The organism is Microbacterium sp. WHRI 7836 (assembly GCF_040223885.2).
Classification (GTDB): Bacteria; Actinomycetota; Actinomycetes; order Actinomycetales; family Microbacteriaceae; genus Microbacterium; species Microbacterium oxydans.
In genome coordinates this window covers 1,868,887-1,886,872 of sequence record NZ_CP168171.1, presented here as the reverse complement: position 1 = coordinate 1,886,872, position 17,986 = coordinate 1,868,887, and the positions used below count along the sequence as shown (strand labels likewise).

Annotated in this window: 17 protein-coding genes; 11 read left to right on the top strand and 6 right to left on the bottom strand. The window is 68.7% G+C overall.

All coding sequences use genetic code 11. The features are described 5' to 3' along the window. Window positions 1-77: 77 nt before the first annotated feature. Window positions 78-989: a helix-turn-helix transcriptional regulator gene (locus ABRP18_RS09030; RefSeq protein WP_061016708.1), complete on the bottom strand. Its 912-nt coding sequence runs from the start codon at window positions 987-989 to the stop codon at window positions 78-80. A gap of 138 nt (window positions 990-1,127) precedes the next feature. Here ABRP18_RS09030 and ABRP18_RS09025 point away from each other — a divergent pair, with 138 nt between their 5' ends. Further along, entirely contained in the window at window positions 1,128-2,027 is a 900-nt protein-coding gene (locus ABRP18_RS09025; RefSeq protein WP_058631156.1) for an alpha/beta fold hydrolase, read from the top strand. On the opposite strand, the gene ABRP18_RS09020 is transcribed toward ABRP18_RS09025, so the two are convergent. Then, the gene (locus ABRP18_RS09020) at window positions 1,999-2,472 is read right to left on the bottom strand and encodes an Lrp/AsnC family transcriptional regulator (protein WP_045265266.1); all 474 of its coding nucleotides are present in this window, start codon (window positions 2,470-2,472) and stop codon (window positions 1,999-2,001) included. The two genes, ABRP18_RS09025 and ABRP18_RS09020, sit on opposite strands and share 29 nt — an antisense overlap. A 171-nt stretch (window positions 2,473-2,643) precedes the next feature. Between ABRP18_RS09020 and pdhA the strand changes: the two genes are divergently transcribed. From pdhA to ABRP18_RS09005, 3 genes are read left to right on the top strand one after another with little or no spacing between them, the layout of a single operon-like run. Then, window positions 2,644-3,759, top strand: coding sequence for a pyruvate dehydrogenase (acetyl-transferring) E1 component subunit alpha (gene pdhA, locus ABRP18_RS09015; RefSeq protein WP_058631157.1), 1,116 nt, complete (start codon window positions 2,644-2,646; stop codon window positions 3,757-3,759). 2 nt (window positions 3,760-3,761) lie between these two features. After that, on the top strand, window positions 3,762-4,772 hold the full coding sequence (locus ABRP18_RS09010; protein ID WP_045265268.1) for an alpha-ketoacid dehydrogenase subunit beta: 1,011 nt from the start codon (window positions 3,762-3,764) through the stop codon (window positions 4,770-4,772). After that, entirely contained in the window at window positions 4,769-6,133 is a 1,365-nt protein-coding gene (locus ABRP18_RS09005; protein ID WP_349884517.1) for a dihydrolipoamide acetyltransferase family protein, read from the top strand. The genes ABRP18_RS09010 and ABRP18_RS09005 overlap by 4 nt, the downstream gene beginning before the upstream one ends. Here the strand turns inward: ABRP18_RS09005 and ABRP18_RS09000 are convergent. Then, the gene (locus tag ABRP18_RS09000) at window positions 6,126-6,734 is read right to left on the bottom strand and encodes a TetR/AcrR family transcriptional regulator (protein ID WP_058631159.1); all 609 of its coding nucleotides are present in this window, start codon (window positions 6,732-6,734) and stop codon (window positions 6,126-6,128) included. The genes ABRP18_RS09005 and ABRP18_RS09000 overlap by 8 nt on opposite strands. Before the next feature lie 112 nt (window positions 6,735-6,846). Between ABRP18_RS09000 and ABRP18_RS08995 the strand changes: the two genes are divergently transcribed. The 5 genes from ABRP18_RS08995 to ABRP18_RS08975 are packed head-to-tail and all read left to right on the top strand — an operon-like array spanning window position 6,847 to window position 12,795. After that, window positions 6,847-8,400, top strand: coding sequence for a carboxyl transferase domain-containing protein (locus ABRP18_RS08995; RefSeq protein ID WP_349884516.1), 1,554 nt, complete (start codon window positions 6,847-6,849; stop codon window positions 8,398-8,400). Between the two features lie 11 nt (window positions 8,401-8,411). Further along, window positions 8,412-10,343, top strand: a complete 1,932-nt coding sequence (locus ABRP18_RS08990) for a biotin carboxylase N-terminal domain-containing protein (protein ID WP_374168977.1) — start codon at window positions 8,412-8,414, stop codon at window positions 10,341-10,343. Between the two features lie 2 nt (window positions 10,344-10,345). Continuing rightward, window positions 10,346-11,494, top strand: a complete 1,149-nt coding sequence (locus ABRP18_RS08985; protein ID WP_374168976.1) for an acyl-CoA dehydrogenase family protein — start codon at window positions 10,346-10,348, stop codon at window positions 11,492-11,494. Window positions 11,495-11,503: 9 nt separating this feature from the next. Continuing rightward, window positions 11,504-11,992, top strand: a complete 489-nt coding sequence (locus ABRP18_RS08980; protein ID WP_061015221.1) for a MaoC family dehydratase — start codon at window positions 11,504-11,506, stop codon at window positions 11,990-11,992. Beyond that, complete coding sequence (locus ABRP18_RS08975; protein ID WP_349884514.1) at window positions 11,989-12,795, top strand: CoA ester lyase; 807 nt, start codon at window positions 11,989-11,991, stop codon at window positions 12,793-12,795. The genes ABRP18_RS08980 and ABRP18_RS08975 overlap by 4 nt, the downstream gene beginning before the upstream one ends. Here the strand turns inward: ABRP18_RS08975 and ABRP18_RS08970 are convergent, their stop codons facing one another. Together ABRP18_RS08970 and ABRP18_RS08965 are read right to left on the bottom strand one after the other, a co-directional pair. Further along, window positions 12,796-13,383, bottom strand: a complete 588-nt coding sequence (locus tag ABRP18_RS08970; protein WP_046747010.1) for a histidine phosphatase family protein — start codon at window positions 13,381-13,383, stop codon at window positions 12,796-12,798. Then, window positions 13,380-14,213 carry a Sir2 family NAD-dependent protein deacetylase gene (locus ABRP18_RS08965; RefSeq protein ID WP_308431926.1) on the bottom strand — a complete coding sequence of 278 codons (834 nt, stop codon included), beginning with the start codon at window positions 14,211-14,213 and terminating at the stop codon, window positions 13,380-13,382. Before ABRP18_RS08965 ends, ABRP18_RS08970 begins: the two co-directional genes overlap by 4 nt. A 120-nt stretch (window positions 14,214-14,333) precedes the next feature. Between ABRP18_RS08965 and ABRP18_RS08960 the strand changes: the two genes are divergently transcribed. Continuing rightward, window positions 14,334-15,134 carry an RNA methyltransferase gene (locus tag ABRP18_RS08960; RefSeq protein ID WP_061015224.1) on the top strand — a complete coding sequence of 267 codons (801 nt, stop codon included), beginning with the start codon at window positions 14,334-14,336 and terminating at the stop codon, window positions 15,132-15,134. A 3-nt stretch (window positions 15,135-15,137) separates the two neighbouring features. Here ABRP18_RS08960 and ABRP18_RS08955 read toward each other — a convergent pair whose 3' ends face one another. Further along, window positions 15,138-15,965: an SGNH/GDSL hydrolase family protein gene (locus ABRP18_RS08955; RefSeq protein ID WP_058631166.1), complete on the bottom strand. Its 828-nt coding sequence runs from the start codon at window positions 15,963-15,965 to the stop codon at window positions 15,138-15,140. A 147-nt stretch (window positions 15,966-16,112) separates the two neighbouring features. Here ABRP18_RS08955 and ABRP18_RS08950 point away from each other — a divergent pair, with 147 nt between their 5' ends. Beyond that, window positions 16,113-17,855 carry a DEAD/DEAH box helicase gene (locus tag ABRP18_RS08950; RefSeq protein ID WP_349884513.1) on the top strand — a complete coding sequence of 581 codons (1,743 nt, stop codon included), beginning with the start codon at window positions 16,113-16,115 and terminating at the stop codon, window positions 17,853-17,855. Window positions 17,856-17,986 lie beyond the last annotated feature (131 nt).

The window sequence follows — 17,986 nt, the reverse complement described above, 5'->3', positions numbered from 1 at the left end:
TGCGCTGAGCGAACAATCTGTTCGCTCAGTGTCACGTTCACAAGGCGAGTGTCACGTTCACAAGGCGAGCGTCACGATCACGAGGCGAGGACGGGCGCTGCACCGTAGGCGTCACGATACGCCGCAGTGAAGCGAGACGAGTTGCTGAAGCCCCAGCGGCGCGCGATCTCGGCGACCGATCGGCCCTCGCCGTTGCGGAGATCACGGTGCGCCCCGTCGAGGCGCGCCCGCCGCAGAGCGTCGGCGGGCGTCATGTCCAACGCTCGTCGAAAGGCGTACTGCAGTCCCCGTGTGGAGATGTACGACGCGGCGGCGACGTCATCGATGGTGATCGCCAGGTGCGCATTCGCGTCGATGTAGGCGAGCGCACGACGGACCGAGGCCGGCGCTCCGGCTCGCTGTGCCGGCCGCCTGAGGGAGTCGGTGAATGTGGTCGGGAACGCCGAAAGCGTCATCGTCAGGGCGTGCCGTTCGAGTTCGGCGAGGAGCAGATGATCGGTCGGCCCCGCGTTCACGGACTGATCCACGTACTCGAACATCCGCTCCCAGCGCCGAGCGTCGGCAGGGGAGTGCGGCACGAACCCCGTCGTGCGCAACTCCCGTCGGTCATCACCCGTGATCTGCCTCGCGCGCGCCTGGGCGGCGCGGTGATCGAACACGAACGCCCGTACGCGCGCTGTCCGGTCCCATCGGGCTTCGACCTCGGTGCCGTCGGACATCCAGGCCGAGCCTGCATCCAGGGACTCGCGTCCCGACCAGACACGCGCATCGGGAGCGTCGACCCGACACACCAGCAGCTGCTCCTGAGGTTCTGCCCGAGAGTGCACCTTGGCGGTGAGTCGGTAGTCGATCAGGGACGCGGTGCCGAGTTCCTCGGATCGCCAGTCGAAGCGGAAGCTGCGCGGATCCGCATCCTGCAGCGACGACGACGGAACGTACTGCTGCCATGTGGACTCCACCTGGGCCAGATCGGTGGACGTGAACTGCATGGGCTACTCCTCGTGCTACGCGCGTCGATCCCACTCGAAAGCGCACGATCAGGAGCGTATCCCACGATGCCTGAGCCTCCGCCGTGCAGGTCTCCGGGATGCACCAGAACCCGCGAGGCCGCTCGTAGACTCGGGAGTATGAGCGTGCCTTCCCCGTATGCGGACCGTCTTCGTCGCCTTCCCGTGCAGCGTCGCGAGGTCGAGGTGCATGGGGGGACCACGGCCTACTGGGCGTACGGCCCCGACGACGCAGACACCACCGTCGTCGCGGTGCACGGTTTCCGAGGGGAGCACCACGGCCTCGAACCGGTGCTCGCGTTCCTGCCCGAGGTGCGGGTGATCGCGCCGGATCTTCCCGGTTTCGGCGAGTCTGCCCCTGTGCCACGACGCACGCATGATCTCGACGAGTATGCGGAGTGGCTCACCGACTTCGTCGCCGAAGTCGCCCCAGGTGCCGTGATCCTCGGCCATTCCTTCGGTTCGATCGTGGCCTCAGCCGCCGTGGCACGCGGACTGCAGACCCCGCGCCTGATCCTGCTGAACCCCATCGGTGCGCCGGCGCTCGAGGGGCCGAAGGGACTGATGACACGACTTGCGGTCCTCTACTACGCTCTCGGCGCCAGGCTCCCCGAGAAGGTCGGGACGGCCCTGCTGCGCAACCGGATCATCGTCCGCGTGATGAGCATCACGATGGCCAAGACGAGGGATCCGGAACTCCGCCGGTTCATCCACGACCAGCACGACACCTATTTCTCCCGATTCTCGGATCGGGATGTACTCCGGGACGCCTTCGTCACGAGCGTTTCGCACGACGTACGCGAGTTCGCCCCCGAGATCGACGTTCCGACACTGCTCGTCGCAGCAGAGCGGGACGACATCACACCCATCGAAGCGGAGCGGAGGCTGGCGACGATGTTCCCGGACGCCCGCCTCGTCGAGATCGCGCACGTCGGACACCTGATCCACTACGAGACCCCGGCCGAAGCTGCGGGAGCCGTTCGCCGCTTCCTCAGGATTCCCGTCGCGCGAGGCCGATGAGGCCGGCGACACGGAACGGGATGACCTCACCCATCGCCAACGACGTCTCCGTGCGTTCGACGCCCTCGATGGACAGGATGCGCGCGTCCGTGTCGAAGAGGTGTCGCGCATCGCGGCAGGCCACGCGCGCGAGCAGATCGATCGATCCGCTGAGGCCGTGCGCCTGCACGACCTCAGGGATCCGGGAAAGCTCGTTGATGATGCGGGGCAGTTCCGTCTGACGGACCCCGATGCTCACGAAGGCCTGCAAGGGGAAACCGAGCACATCGGGCGAGAAGGACCGCTCGTAGGACAGGAAGATCCCGCTCTGCTCCAACCGCGCCATCCGCGCCTGGATCGTGTTGCGCGAGAGCCCCAGGTTCTCCGCGAGCGCGACGATCGTCGTGCGCGGGTCGTCGGCGAGCGCGGCGAGAAGCTCGAGATCTATGCGGTCCAGTCCTGGCATAGTGCCAAACCTTAGCAGCACTCTCTCGAGCGAAATTGAGCAACATGCTCAAGCGCTCTTGGAATGCTTGAGCGAGGTGTTGACCGGACGTACTCTCAGACCATGCCGGTGATGACGCTGGCATCAGTGCGCGGAGCCTCACGAGGGCCGCCGAGGACGAGGAGGACGACGATGTCACCGCAGGCCACGCCCATCGCAGACACGGCACAGGATCTGGAGCTCTCGGAGCGCCTCCTGAACCCCGACGGAAGCCGCATCCCGAACCCCCGGCTGGACCCGTTCGTCGCCGACGTCGATGCCGAGCAGCTGCGTTCTCTGCTCCGGGACATGGTCATCCTCCGCCGCATCGATGCCGAGGGTGTCGCGCTTCAGCGCCAGGGACAGCTCGGACTCTGGGCGCCCTGCCAGGGACAGGAAGCGACGCAGATCGGGACGGCCCGCGCCCTCGCTCCCGAGGACTTCGTGTTCCCCAGCTACCGGGAGACCGGAGTCATCTACGCGCGGGGCGCGGAGCCCGGAGACTACGTGCGCATGTGGCGCGGTGAGGAAGGTGCGGCTCACGATCCCGCCGACCTCGGTGTCGCTCCCTTGCAGATCATCATCGGAGCGCAGACACTGCACGCGGTCGGCTACGCGCTCGGCATCCAGCACGACGGCGCTGACGAGGTGGCGGTGACCTACTTCGGTGACGGAGCCACCAGCCAGGGTGACGTGAACGAGGCGATGATCTTCGCCGCGTCGTACCAGGCGCCGGTCGTCTTCGTATGCCAGAACAACCACTGGGCGATCTCCGAGCCGGTCGCCGTGCAGTCGCAGTATCCGATCGCGGGAAGGGCGCCAGGATTCGGCATCCCCAGCCTGCGGGTGGACGGCAACGACGTGCTCGCCTGCATGGCGGCCATGCGCTGGGCTCTCGACCACGCGCGGTCCGGCAAGGGCCCCGCCTACATCGAAGCCGTCACTTATCGCATGGGTCCGCACACCACGGCCGACGATCCGACCCGCTACCGCGACCAGGAGGAACTGGATTCCTGGCGCCGCCGCGATCCGATCGCGCGGTTGGAGGCACACCTGCGCGCCAGCGGGGAGCTCGCCGAAGAGCACGTCGCCGAGACCCAGTCCGCAGCCGATCTCGTCGCCAAGGAGATGCGTGCCGCGTGCCTCGGCATGGTCACACGGCCGGCACTCGCCGTGTTCGACGGCGTCTACGCGGAGCCGCACACCGGACTCGAGCGGCAGCGCGATGAGTACGCCTCGTACCTCGCCACCTTCGAGAGCGAGGTGTGACCATGACCGAGCTGACTCTCGGGAAGGCCCTCGGAGCCGGTCTCCGCCAGGCGATGCGCGATGACGACAAGGTCGTGCTGCTCGGGGAGGACATCGGCAAGCTGGGAGGCGTCTTCCGCATCACCGACGGACTGCTCGACGAGTTCGGCGCTGCGCGCGTGATCGACACGCCGCTCGCCGAGTCCGGAATCGTCGGCACGGCGGTGGGCCTCGCATTCCGCGGCTACCGACCCGTCGTCGAGATCCAGTTCGACGGCTTCGTGTATCCCGCCTTCGATCAGATCGTCGCTCAGGTCGCGAAGCTGCACTACCGCACTCAGGGCCGGGTGAAGATGCCCATCACCATCCGGATCCCGTGGGCGGGCGGCATCGGCGCTGCCGAGCATCACTCGGAGTCTCCGGAGGCCTACTTCGTGCACACGGCAGGACTGCGCGTGATCGCGGTCTCGAACCCGGAGGACGCGTATCGAAGCCTGCGACAGGCCATCGCCTCCGACGACCCCGTGATCTTCTTCGAGCCGAAGCGGCTGTACCACCACAAGGGCGAGGTCGACCTCGAAGCCCCGCTGGCCGACGCGCCGCCGATGGGTCTCGCGCGCGTGGTGCGGACCGGGACGGATGCGACCCTCATCACGTACGGCGCCATGGTGTCCACCGCGCTGCAGGCAGCGGACGCCGCGGCGGATGAGGGAACGTCGCTCGAGGTCATCGATCTCCGTTCCCTCTCGCCCGTCGACTATGACTCCGTCGCGGCTTCGGTGCGGAAGACGGGCCGCGTCGTGGTCGCTCACGAGGCGTCGCGGGAAGCGGGAGTGGCCGCGGAAGTGATCGCGAGCATCACGGAGCGCTGTTTCGAGTACCTCGAGTCGGCTCCACTGCGGGTCACCGGCCACGACATCCCCTACCCGCCCGCGAAGCTCGAGAAGTACCACCTCCCGGACCTGGATCGACTGCTCGACGCCGTCGACCGGGTATTGGACCGGCCGAACAGCCTGACGGGAGCAGAGGCATGATCGCGGAGTTCCGCCTTCCCGACCTCGGGGAAGGACTGACAGAAGCCGAGGTCGTGACCTGGCTCGTCGCTCCCGGCGACAGCGTCACTCTCAACCAGACGCTCGCAGAAGTCGAGACCGCGAAAGCGGTCGTCGAGCTGCCCTCGCCCTACGAGGGCATCGTCTCGACGTTGCACGCGGAAGCAGGACAGACCATCGCCGTCGGTGCTCCTCTGATCGCCTTCGATGTCGTGGGGGAGGAGCCGGCGGCCCCGTCGCCCTCCTCGGAGCCTGGGGAGAAGGCCGAGCCGAACCTGGTGGGGTACGGCGCCGCGCCCACGAGCTCAGGGCGACCAGCGCGGCGGGCACGGAGGATCGGCGCGTCCGCTCCGGCCACCATCGACACGGCCGTTCTCGAGGCGGCACCGCACGACGCTGCTCCGTCAGCCGTCGACGCCGTGATCGAGCGCCCACGCTCGACGCCCCCGGTGCGCGCCCACGCGAAGAGGCTCGGCATCGATCTCGTGCTGGTTGCGGCAGAAGTGGGCGACCGCCTCATCACCCGCAACGATGTAGACGCCTATGCGGAACGCGTCGGCGCGCACGATCGCGCCGGCGGCGGCGTGCATTCCACGTCGTCCGCTGCACTTCCGGCCAGCCCTGCCGCACTCGCCGGCGAGGAGCGCGAGACCCGGATCCCCATCCGCGGAGTGCGCAAGCACACGGCGGCGGCGATGGTCCAGAGCGCCTTCACGGCCCCGCACGTCACCGTCTTCCATACCGTCGACGTGACCGCGACCATGGATCTGCTGTCGAGTCTCCGCGAAGATCGATCGCTGAGCGCACATCGGATCGGGCCGCTCGCCGTGGTGGCGAAGGCGGTGTGCCTCGCTCTCGGGCGGGCTCCTGGCCTCAACTCGCGTTGGGATGAGGCCGCCGGCGAGATCGTCCAGCACAACTACGTCGATCTCGGGATCGCGGCGGCGACGGAGCGCGGACTGATCGTCCCCATGATCAGAGATGCCGAGCGGCTGACACTCACCGAACTCGCGGACGCCGTGAAATCCCTCGCCGAGGTCGCGCGTTCGGGGAAGACCTCGCCGGCGGAGCTCGCGGGCGGCACCTTCTCGATCTCCAACATCGGCGTGTTCGGTGTCGATGCCGGTACGCCGATCCTTCCCCCCGGTCAGTCCGGGATCCTGGCCGTGGGCGCGGTACGTCGTCAGCCCTGGGAACACCGGGGCGAGATCGCGCTGCGGCAGCTGATGACCCTCAGTCTCTCTTTCGACCACCGGATGGTCGACGGCGCGGAGGGCGCCCGGTTCTTGAAGGATGTGGCCGACCTCCTCGAGGAGCCGGGGCGGGCGATGCTCCTCAGCTAGTCGCGCGCACGGCAGCATCCGCCATCGCGATCAACACGGTCGCGGTGGCGGAGTGCCGTCTGGCCGCCGCACGCGTGCTGTGCGGCGTGGAGTTGATGAGTCCGAAGCAGGCCTGCACGCGCAGACGCAGCTCGTCCGGATCGGCGCCGTCCGTGCCGCCTCGATGCAACGGAGCCAGGGCCGCCATCCACAATTCGATGTAGGCGCGTTGCAGGCGGCGTACCTCGGCGCGGTCGGCATCGGACAGGAACGCGACATCGCGGTCCTGCACCTGGATCACCTCGGCGTTACCCAGGGCGAAGTCCACGTGGAACTCGATCAGGGCACGCATCCGCGCGTCGGGCGTCGGGGCTTCGTCAGCGACGCGGCGTCCGCCGTGGATGAGGTCCTGACTGACTTTGACGAGGACCGCTCCCAGCAGAGCCTGCTTACCGGCGAAATGACGATAGACGGCCGGGCCGGACACACCGACGGCAGCGCCGATGTCCTCCAGGCTCACGCCGCTGTACCCGCGCGCGGCGAACAGTCGCGCTGCGGCGTGCAGGATCGCATCGGACCGTTCGGCCTTGGCGCGGTCTCGGGCGGTGACCGGGCTTGTCATCTCAGTTAATCCTCGCTAACCTGAATCAACGGGTTAGTGAACACTAACCGAAAGTGCATGCACCGCGCCAGGGTTCGGCCCAGGGCGGACGTGGGTCGAGGAGGACATCACGATGCCGACATCCCAGGAGTCGCTCGCGCACGAACTGCGAGACCGCCTCGCCGCCGCCGCGCGCGGAGGACCGGACGCTTCTCGCGAGCGTCACCTGGCGCGAGGGAAGCTGCTCCCTCGCGATCGCGTCACCCGTGTGCTCGATGAGGGCAGCCCCTTCCTCGAGGTCGCGCCCCTCGCGGCTGACGGCCTGTACGGGGGAGAGGCGCCGGGCGCGGGCGTGATCGCCGGTATCGGTCTCGTGCACGGGCGGCACGTCATGGTGGTCTGCAACGACGCGACGGTCAAGGGCGGCACGTACTTCCCCCTCACCGTCAAGAAGCATCTTCGCGCGCAGGAGATCGCGCTGGAGAATCGCCTTCCCTGTCTCTACCTCGTCGATTCGGGGGGCGCGTTCCTCCCCAAGCAGGACGAGGTCTTCCCGGACCGCGAGCACTTCGGGCGGATCTTCTTCAATCAGGCGCGCATGTCCGCGGAGGGCATCCCTCAACTCGCCGCCGTTCTCGGCTCGTGCACCGCCGGCGGCGCCTACGTACCGGCGATGAGCGACGAGACCGTCATCGTGCGCGGCCAGGGGACCATCTTCCTCGGTGGCCCCCCGCTCGTGAAGGCCGCCATCGGGGAGATCGTCACGGCGGAGGAACTCGGCGGCGGCGAGCTGCACGCACGACGCAGCGGCGTCGTCGACCATCTCGCCGAAGACGACGAGCACGCCCTCGAGATCCTGCGCGACATCGTGGCCACGCTCCCTCCTCCCGCCGCCCCGGCCTGGGAGGTGCTCGGCAGCCGCGCTCCCTCCGAGCTGTCCAGCCTCTACGACGCCGTCCCTGTCGACGTCAATGCCGCGTACGACGTGCACGAGGTCATCTCGCGGTTGGTCGACGGCGACTCGTTCCTCGAGTTCAAGCCCGAGTACGGCACGACCCTGGTCACCGGCTTCGCCCGTCTCCACGGTCACCCCGTCGGCATCGTCGCGAACAACGGCGTACTCTTCAGCGAGTCGGCGCTCAAGGGCGCCCACTTCATCGAGCTCTGCGACCAGCGGGGGATCCCTCTGCTCTTCCTGCAGAACATCACCGGTTTCATGGTCGGCTCCGACGCGGAGGCCGGCGGCATCGCCAAGGACGGCGCCAAGATGGTCACGGCCGTCGCCAGCACCCGTGTACCGAAGCTCACCGTCATCATCGGGGGATCGTTCGGAGCCGGGAACTATTCGATGTGCGGGCGCGCGTACTCGCCGCGGTTCCTGTGGACCTGGCCCGCCAGCCGCATCTCCGTGATGGGGGGCGCGCAGGCCGCGTCGGTGCTCGCCACTGTCAAGGAGGACCAGCTCTCCGCACGCGGCGGCTCCTGGACGGCGGAGGAGCGAGCAGCCTTCGAGGCCCCGGTCCGGGAACAGTACGAGCACCAGGGCGAGCCGTACTACGCGACCGCGCGGCTCTGGGACGACGGCATCGTCGACCCCGCCCAGACCCGCGACCTCCTCGGCCTCGCCCTCGACGTCGTCTCCCGCAGCCCGCTGCCCGAACCGCGCTTCGGCATCTTCCGGATGTGAGTGCCTTGTCCATGAATCCGGCACCGACGTCGTCCGACGTCCTTTTCCACACCGTCCTCGTCGCCAACCGCGGGGAGATCGCCCGCAGGGTGATCCGCACGCTGCGGGCGCTCGGCATCCGCAGCGTCGCCGTCTACAGCGACGCCGATGCGACGAGCCCTCATGTCCGCGAGGCCGATCTGGCCGTGCGGATCGGGCCAGCGCCCGCTGCCGACTCCTACCTCGACATCGACGCCGTCATCGCCGCGGCGCGCGCCACCGGTGCGCAGGCCATCCACCCCGGCTACGGCTTCCTCTCCGAGAGCGTCGGACTCGCCGAGGCCTGCGAGGAGAGCGGGGTCGTCTTCATCGGTCCCTCCGTCGACGCGCTGCAGATCATGGGAGACAAGGCCCGCGCCCGCGATCATGTGCTGCGGTACGGGGTCCCCGTCGTCCCCGGCTTCGATGCCAAGGGACTGTCCGACACCGAGATCGCCGAAGAGGCCGAGACCGTCGGATATCCGCTGCTGGTCAAGCCCAGCGCAGGGGGAGGGGGAAAGGGCATGGAGGTCGTCGCCGACGCGGCGGGGCTCCGCGGCGCTCTCGCCTCCGCCCGCCGGGTCGCGTCCGCCGCTTTCAGGGACGACGCGCTCATCCTCGAGCGGCTGATCAGACGACCACGGCACATCGAGGTACAGGTCTTCGGCGACGTGCACGGCACCGTCATCGCCCTCGGCGAACGCGAGTGCACGTTGCAGCGCCGGCATCAGAAGGTCATCGAGGAGGCCCCGTCGGCGGGGATCCCGGCCGACACGCGCGAGCGCCTGCTCTCCGCCGCGGTGCTCGCCGCCGAGAGCGTCTCCTACGTGGGGGCCGGCACGGTCGAGTTCCTCGTGGATGCCGACGCGCCGAACGAGGTCTTCTTCATCGAGATGAACACGCGGCTCCAGGTGGAGCACCCCGTCACCGAGGAGGTCACCGGACTCGACCTCGTCGCGCTTCAGCTCCGCGCGGCAGCGGGTCTTCCCCTGGACGTCACACCTCGCCTGCGCGGCCACGCGGTCGAGGCTCGGGTGTACGCGGAGGCCCCTGAGCGCGGCTTCCTTCCGTCCACGGGGACGGTGCTCCTCTTCGACCCACCGCCGGGTGTCCGCGTGGATGCGGCCATCGAGAGCGGCAGCGAGGTCACCGGATTCTACGACCCGATGATCGCGAAGGTGATCGCCTTCGCCGATGACCGCGCCACGGCACTGGCACGACTGGACCGAGCACTCGCGAGCACCGTCGTGCTGGGCGTCGAGACCAACATCGCGTTCCTGCGGATGCTGTGCCAGGACGCGCGGGTCATCGAAGGCGATCTCGACACCGGTCTCATCGAGTCCCTGCTTCCCCTCGAGACGGTGAAGCCTTCGGCGTCTCAGTTGGCTGCGGCGCGGGACGCCGCTTCGGATCCCCCCGCATCGGTGCGCACCAGCCCGCTGTGGCGTGAGCTGCCCGGGTGGCGCCTGGGGACCCAGGACGCGCCGCATGCTCCGTTCGTCGCGCTCACGGACGACGGCGACGAGGTCGAGCTCGATGAAGCGTCTCCTTCCCCCTCCAGAGCGGGCGTGCTGGCCGCAGTCGATGCCGAGGGAGCGGTCTGGGTCGCGGAGGAAGGTCGCACGATACGCCTGCGCCCTCTCGACAGGCGACAGCGGATGCAGCGCCGGTTGTCCGCACGCGACGCGGGAGCTGCGGCGACCGAGCCGGAGGGCCGCGCCCCCATGCCGGGCAGCGTCGTGGCGGTGCACGTGACCGACGGCGACACGGTGTCCGCGGGAGAAGCCCTCGTCTCGATCGAGGCTATGAAGATGGAGCACCCGGTACTGGCACCGCACGACGGTGTGGTGCATCTGCTGGTCGCGGTCGGCGACCAGGTGCGGCGTGACCAGCCGGTCGCCCGCGTGACGACGGAGGAGAGCTGAACATGGAAGAGCTGACCGACGAGGAGCGCGAGCTCGCCGCCATGGTGCGCGAATTCGCCGACACGGTCGTCGCACCGCAGGCCTACGAGGCCGATCGCACGCACACGCTGTCGATGGACGTCGTTCGCCAGATGGGCGATCTCGGATTGTTCGGTCTACCGTTCCTCGAGGAGTACGGCGGACAGGGCGGCGACTACATGGCACTCGGCATCGCGATCGAGGCGCTCGCGCGCGTCGACCAGTCCATCGCGATCACGCTCGAAGCAGGGGTCAGCCTCGGCGCGATGCCGATCTACCGCTTCGGCTCGGAGGAGCAGCGCCAGGAGCTGCTGCCGGACCTGCTCGCCGGGCGAGCCCTGGCGGGCTTCGGCCTCACGGAGCCGGAGGCCGGCAGCGATGCCGGTGCGACCAGGACCACGGCGCGCCTCGACGGCGACGAGTGGGTGATCGACGGCTCGAAGCAGTTCATCACGAACTCCGGGACCCCCATCACGCGGTTCGTCACGGTCACGGCGGTGACCGGGAACGAGGATGGGCGCAAGGAGATCTCCACCATCATCGTGCCGAACGGGACACCGGGGTTCACGGTCGAAGCGCCGTACGACAAGGTCGGGTGGAACGCGTCGGACACACATCCCCTCACCTTCGACGGCGCGCGGGTTCCCGCCTCCAACCTGTTGGGTACGCGGGGGAGCGGCTTCCGCAGCTTCCTCAGCATCCTCGACGAAGGACGCATCGCGATCGCGGCCCTCTCGACCGGCGCCGCCGAAGGATGCCTGGAGGCCGCTGTCGAGTACGCCAAGAGCCGCACGATCTTCGGGGCCGCCCTGAGCACGCGGCAGAACGCGCAGTTCACTCTGGCCCGCATGCGCGCACGGGTGCACACGGCACGCCTCGCCTGGCATCACGCGGCACGACTCCGAGACGCGGGCAAGCCGTTCGCCGAAGCCGCGGCCATCGCCAAGCTGGTCGCGGGCGAGGCGGCGATGGACAACGCGAGAGACGCGACGCAGATCTTCGGCGGCAACGGCTTCATGAACGAGTTCTCCGTGGCACGGCACTACCGCGACTCCAAGATCCTCGAGATCGGCGAGGGCACGACCGAGGTGCAGCTGCTGGTCATCGCCCGCGGTCTCGGACTCGCCGGGTAGCGTGGCGGTATGAGCACGCACGACGTCGTCCAGAGGGGTCTGTACTACGAGGAGTTCGAGACCGACGCCCGCTACCTGCACCGCCCAGGACGAACTGCGACCGAAGCCGACAACGTGCTGTTCACCACCCTCACCATGAACACGCAGGCTCTGCACCTCGATGCGGCTTTCGCCGACGGTCAGGAGCCGTTCCGCGCGCGACTGATGAACTCGATGTGGACTCTGTCCACCATGGTGGGTTCGTCCGTCGCGCAGCTGACGCAGGGGACTCTCGTCGCACAGCTCGGCTTCGGCGATGTCGCGTTTCCGCATCCGCTGTTCGCGGGAGACACCCTCTACACCGAGAGCACGGTCGTCGAGAAGCGGCTCTCCTCCTCCCGGCCGGGGCAGGGGATCGTGAAGATCGCCCACACCGGCCGGAACCAGGACGGTACCGTCGTCGCCACGGCCGTCCGCTCGGTGCTCGTCCACTGCCGTCCGGAAGGATCCCCCGCATGACGTTCGACCTCGGTCCGGCGCTGTTGTTCTGCCCTGCCGACCGGCCGGAGCGCTTCCGGAAAGCCGCGGAGCGGGCTGATGCGATCATCCTCGATCTCGAGGACGCGGTGCTCCCGGAGGCGAAGGACGAAGCGCGCAGGAACGTGATCGCCGCCGATGTCGACCCCTCTCGAGTGGTCGTGCGCGTCAACGCCCCCGACACCGAGGCCTTCGCCGCAGACCTCGCGGCGCTGGCTCAGACCGACTTCCGCACCGTGATGGTGGCGAAGACCGAGCGTGCGGACAGCTTGTCGGCGTTCGACGAGAGGTACTCACTGATCGCCCTGTGCGAGACCGCCCGCGGCGTCCAAGCAGCCGACCGCATCGCCGCACACCCGCAGGTGTCCGCGTTGATGTGGGGGGCCGAGGATCTCGTCGCCTCCCTGGGAGGCACGTCTTCGCGCAACGCGGTCGGCGCGTATCGCGACATCGCCAGGTACGCCAGAGCGCGTGTCCTCCTCGAAGCCGGTGCGCACGGCAAAGCAGCCATCGACGCCGTGCACATCGACATCGATGACCTCACTGGACTCGAGGAGGAGGCGATCGACGCCGCCGCTTCGGGATTCCGTGCGACGGCCTGCATCCATCCGAACCAGGTGGCGACGATCCGTGCGGCGTACCGTCCGGACGACGCGCTGCTCACCTGGGCGCGCGCCGTGCTCACTGCGGCCGAGTCGCAGCGCGGCGTGTTCCGGTTCGATGGACGGATGATCGACGAGCCGGTCCTCCGTCACGCGCGTTCGGTCGTGTCCCGCGCCGTCTGATCAGAGGACGGGTGTCTCCTCCAGCAGACGGAGATAGCCCGGTGCGGCGACGAACCGGTGCGCCGAGCCGTTCTGCAGCACCTCGCCGTCGCGCGGGAGAGTGCCGCCGGAGACGTGGTCGATCACGGCGCGGATCACGCCACCATGAGCGACGACGATGACCGACTCCGCACGCGGGGAGGACCGACGCCGCGCCTCGCGAGCGATCGTGTGCAGTGCTTCGATCGCGCGTTCTCCCACCTCGTGCAGCGACTCCGCACCAGGAACCTCCGCGTGCCAGTCGCCATACGTCGCGATGTAGTCGGGCACGAGCATGCCCTCACCATCGCCGAACTCGCGCTCGCGGATGTCGGGGACGACGCCGGCGACTTCCAGCCCCAGGCGCTCCGCGATGATCTCCGCGGTCTCCTTGGCGCGCAGCAACGGGCTCGTGTAGACCGCGTGATGGGTTCCTGCCGCGAGCTTCTCCGCGGCCCATCGCGCGTCTTCGCGTCCCTTCTCGTTCAGGGGGATGTCGGTGGAGCCCTGGATGCGCCGCGCGAGGTTCCAGTCGGTCTGACCGTGGCGGACGAGGGTGAGGTGGGTCACGAGAGGAGTTCCTGGAGGGCGGGGAGCACGTCGCTGGTGCCCGCGGCGATGGTCACATGCGCCCAGGCATCCGCGCGCGTCGACTCACGGTTGACGATGATCAGGGGGATGTTACGTCGCCGCGCACGCTCGACGAGGCGGACACCGGAGTTGACCACGAGGGAGGAGCCCGCGACGATCAGGGCGGAGCTCGAACGCAGCAGCGACTCCGCTGCGCGGAAGCGATCCTGTGGCACGTACTCGCCGAAGAACACCACGTCAGGCTTGAGCATGCCCGCGCAGACGGTGCACACGGGGATGACGAAGCCTTCCGTGCTCTCCGGGAGCACGTCGCCGTCGGGGGCGAGAGCGACGTTCTCCGGCACGGTGATCCAGGGGTTGAGCTCCTCGATCTGCACGGCGACGTCGCGGCGATCGAAGACCTGACCGCACTGCAGACACAGCACGCGACGCATGGTCCCGTGGACCTCGATGACGTGCGAGCTCCCCGCCCGCAGATGCAGTCCGTCGACGTTCTGGGTGATCACGCCGGACACGTTCCCCGATGCTTCGAGTTGCGCCAGGGCGATGTGTCCCGCGTTCGGCTCGGCTCTCGCGAAAGCGCGCCAGCCCAGGTGCCCGCCGACCCAATAGCGCCGACGCGCCGCCTCGTCACCCAGATAGGTCTGGATCGTCATCGGATCGCTGCGCGTCCTCGCGCCTTCGCCACGGTAGGCGGGGATGCCGGAATCGGTGGAGATGCCGGCGCCGGTGAGGAGTGCGATGCGCTTCTCGCGCAGCAGCTCGGCGGCGTGGGCGATGGTGGCCGACAGCTCGGCGGGAATGGACACGCTCACAAGACCTCCTCGAGCGAGTCTACGGTGCCGAGGCCGACCAGGGCCTCCACGAGAGCCGCCGACGCCCCAGCGACCGGTGCTGCGCCGTGTCCTGACGGTGGCAGAGTGGACATCGTGGATCTCCTGCCTGTGACCGACGCCGCCGACCGACGTCTCGACGACTACCGCGGCCTCACCGATACCGCCCTACGGGCACTGTCGGAGCCGTCCGGTGGTCTCTACATCGCGGAATCGACGAAGGTGATCGCGCGCGCGGTCGCCTCCGGTCACCGTCCCCGCTCCGTCCTGGTGCAGGAGCGCAGGGTGGACGACATCCGTGCCATCGTCGGTGACCTCGACGTGCCGGTGTACGTCGTTCCGGACGAGGTGGCGGAGGCGGTGACGGGTTTCGCGGTGCACCGCGGCACCATCGCCTCCATGCACCGACCAGAGCTGCCCTCCGTCCGCGAGGTGATCGACGGCGCCTCCCTCGTGCTGATCCTGGAGAACATCGGGGATCACACCAACGTCGGAGCAGCCTTCCGTGCTGCAGCAGGTCTCGGCGCCGACGCGGTGCTGGTTTCTCCGGGCGGGGCCGATCCGCTGTACCGGCGCAGCGTCCGAGTCAGCATGGGCACCGTCTTCCAGGTGCCGTGGACGCGTATCACGGACTGGGAGTCCGCGATCGCGGATCTCCACACCGACGGCTTCGACATCGCCGCGCTGGCGCTGCGCGACGACGCGGTGACGCTCGACGCGTATGCGGCCGCACGTCCGGCGCGGGTCGCGCTGGTCATGGGGTCGGAAGGCGACGGACTCTCGCGCGAGGCCATGGACGGAGCGGACACCGTCGTCACGATCCCGATGTCCGGTGGGGTCGACTCCCTCAACGTGGCATCAGCGGCAGCGGTCGCACTCTGGGCGATGAAGGCCTGACGCTCAGTCCCTCCCGGGAAGGACGACGGGGGAGGGCTCCGGACGCTTCGCAGCGAGGTTGTCGCCAGATGACTGGTGACGGAGCCTTCTGAGCACCCACGGAACCAGGTGCTCCCTGGCCCAGCCCAGGTCTTCCGAGCGTGCCTCTCGCCAGGTGCGCAGCGGGAACGGCTCGGGCTGCATGGCCTCGAGATCGTTCGGCACGTTCAGGGCACGCAACGCCATGCGGGCCACCTCGTGATGGCCGAGCGCGTTATAGTGCAGTCGGTCATCGTCGAAGAAGCGCATGTCCTGCACGACCTTGAGCGCCCACTGGTCGGCCACGATGCAGTCGTATCGCTCGGCGATGGTGCGGACGTTCTCGTTGTAGATCGCGACCTTTCCGCGGAAGGCGCGGAAGACCGGCGTGAAGGCGGTGTCGATGCCCGTGAACAACAGCACGGCGGCGCCGGTGGAGGACAGCCGGGCGACGGCGTCGTCGAGCTGGCTCGCGATCGCATCCGGGTCGGTGCCGGGCCGGATCACATCGTTGCCGCCCGCACAGATGGAGACCAGATCGGGGCGCAGCGCGACGGCCGGCTCGATCTGGTCGGCGACGATCTGGGCGATCAGCTTGCCGCGGACGGCGAGGTTCGCGTAGGCGAAGTCGTCGACCTGCGCGGCGAGCACCTCGGCGACGCGGTCCGCCCACCCGCGGTGGCTCCCAGGATGCGCCGGATCGGGGTCGCCGATGCCCTCGGTGAACGAGTCGCCGACCGCGACGAATCGGCGCCACGGGTGCGCGGTCTCGTTCGGGATGTAAGGGGTCCGAGTCGAATCCTGGTCGGTCATCCAGCTCTCCTTCGCGAACGATCAGCGACGCGGCGGTGACCACGACGCAGTGACCGAGCCTACCCGCAGGGCTCGGTGCGGGGCAGGGCACGCGCGGGAATCGCGGGGAGTGATCCGGTGTCCCCGGCAGCGATTATCGTGGACTCGATGCTCTCTCCGTCCTTTCCTCAGCGTGCCCCATGGGGAACCGCGAACAAGCTGCGTGCCTGGCAGCAGGAGGCCCTCGAACAGTACTTCGCGGCGGATCAGCGCGACTTCCTCGTCGCCGCCACACCCGGCGCAGGCAAGACCACGTTCGCACTCACCCTCGCCGTCGAGCTCATGCGCATGGGCGAGGTCAACCGCATCATCGTGGTCGCACCGACCGAGCATCTCAAGACCCAGTGGGCGGACGCCGCGGCACGCGTGCACATCCGCCTCGACCCGCGCTTCCGCAACAGCGACTGGGCACCGGCTCGGCACTATCACGGCGCTGTCGTGACGTACGCGCAGGTCGCCGCGAAATCCTCGGTGCACCGGCATCTCACGGAGGACGCCAAGACCCTGGTGATCCTCGACGAGGTTCACCACGGCGGCGATGCGCTGAGCTGGGGCGACGCCATCCGAGACGCGTACGGGCCGGCGAAGAGGCGCCTGCTGCTGTCCGGCACGCCGTTCCGCAGCGACACGGCGCCCATCCCGTTCGTGGAGTACCACCCCGATGAGTCCGGCGCCCGCATCTCGCGCACCGACTACAACTACGGCTACGGCCGGGCACTGGCCGACGGCGTCGTCCGGCCCGTGCTCTTCCACATGTACGCCGGCAAGATGCGCTGGCGCACCACCACCGGCGACGAGCGCGAGACGCACTTGGGCCAGGACAACACCAAGGACGTGACGTCGCAGGCGTGGCGCACGGCGCTCGATCCCGAGGGCGAGTGGATGCCGGCCGTCCTGTCGGCCGCGGACAGACGGCTCACGGAGATCCGCCACCACGTCCCCGATGCCGGCGGTCTCGTACTGGCGACGGACCAGACGGTCGCGCGCGCGTATGCGAAGATCTTGCACAGCATCACGGGCCAGCAGGCCACGGTCGTGCTCTCGGATGATGCGACGGCGTCGGAGCGGATCGAGAAGTTCAGCGCCAACGACTCTCGCTGGATGGTGGCCGTGCGCATGGTGTCGGAGGGCGTCGACGTGCCGCGTCTCGCCGTGGGGGTCTATGCGACGTCGTCCTCGACTCCGCTGTTCTTCGCTCAGGCCATCGGCCGGTTCGTGCGAGCCCGGCGTCGTGGCGAGGCCGCGAGCGTGTTCCTTCCGCAGGTCCCCGTGCTCATGGGGCTTGCGAACGAGATGGACAAACAGCGCGACCATGCGCTCGACCGGCAGTCGAAGGAAGACGATGGCCTGGAGGATTCGCTGCTCGAGAGTGCGAACCGTGAGGAGGAGACCTCGGACGCGCTGACGCAGGAGTTCAGCTACCAGGCGCTCTCGTCCGTCGCCCACTTCGACCGCGTGGTCTTCGAAGGACAGGAGTTCGGTCAGCTGGCCGAACCGGGGACCCCGGAGGAGGAGGAGTTCATCGGCTTCCCCGGTCTCCTCGAGCCGGAGCACGTGCATGAGCTCCTCATGCAGCGTCAGTCCCGCCAGTCACGCCTGCGGGAGGCACGTGAGGCCTCCACACCGCCCGACGAGTCGACGACGCTTCCCCCGCCCCTGCACCGCACCCTCAAGGAGCAGAGGCAGCTGCTGAACAGCCTCGTCGGCCTCTACGCGCGCCAGAAGGGTGAGCCGCACGGCGCGGTGCATGCCGAGCTCCGCCGCATCTGCGGAGGACCGGCAGTCGCGCAGGCCACCGTGACGCAGCTGCAATCCCGCATCGAGGTTCTTCGGAAGCGCGTGCGGTCCTGACATGATCTGCGCCCCGTCCGTGCAGGGACGGCGCTTCGGATCCCCGAAATGCTGTCAATCCGCGCCTGGGTGAGGTCGTGCTGAGCATCCGCGGATAGCGTTGAACGGTTGCCCACGCATAGGGCGCCGCC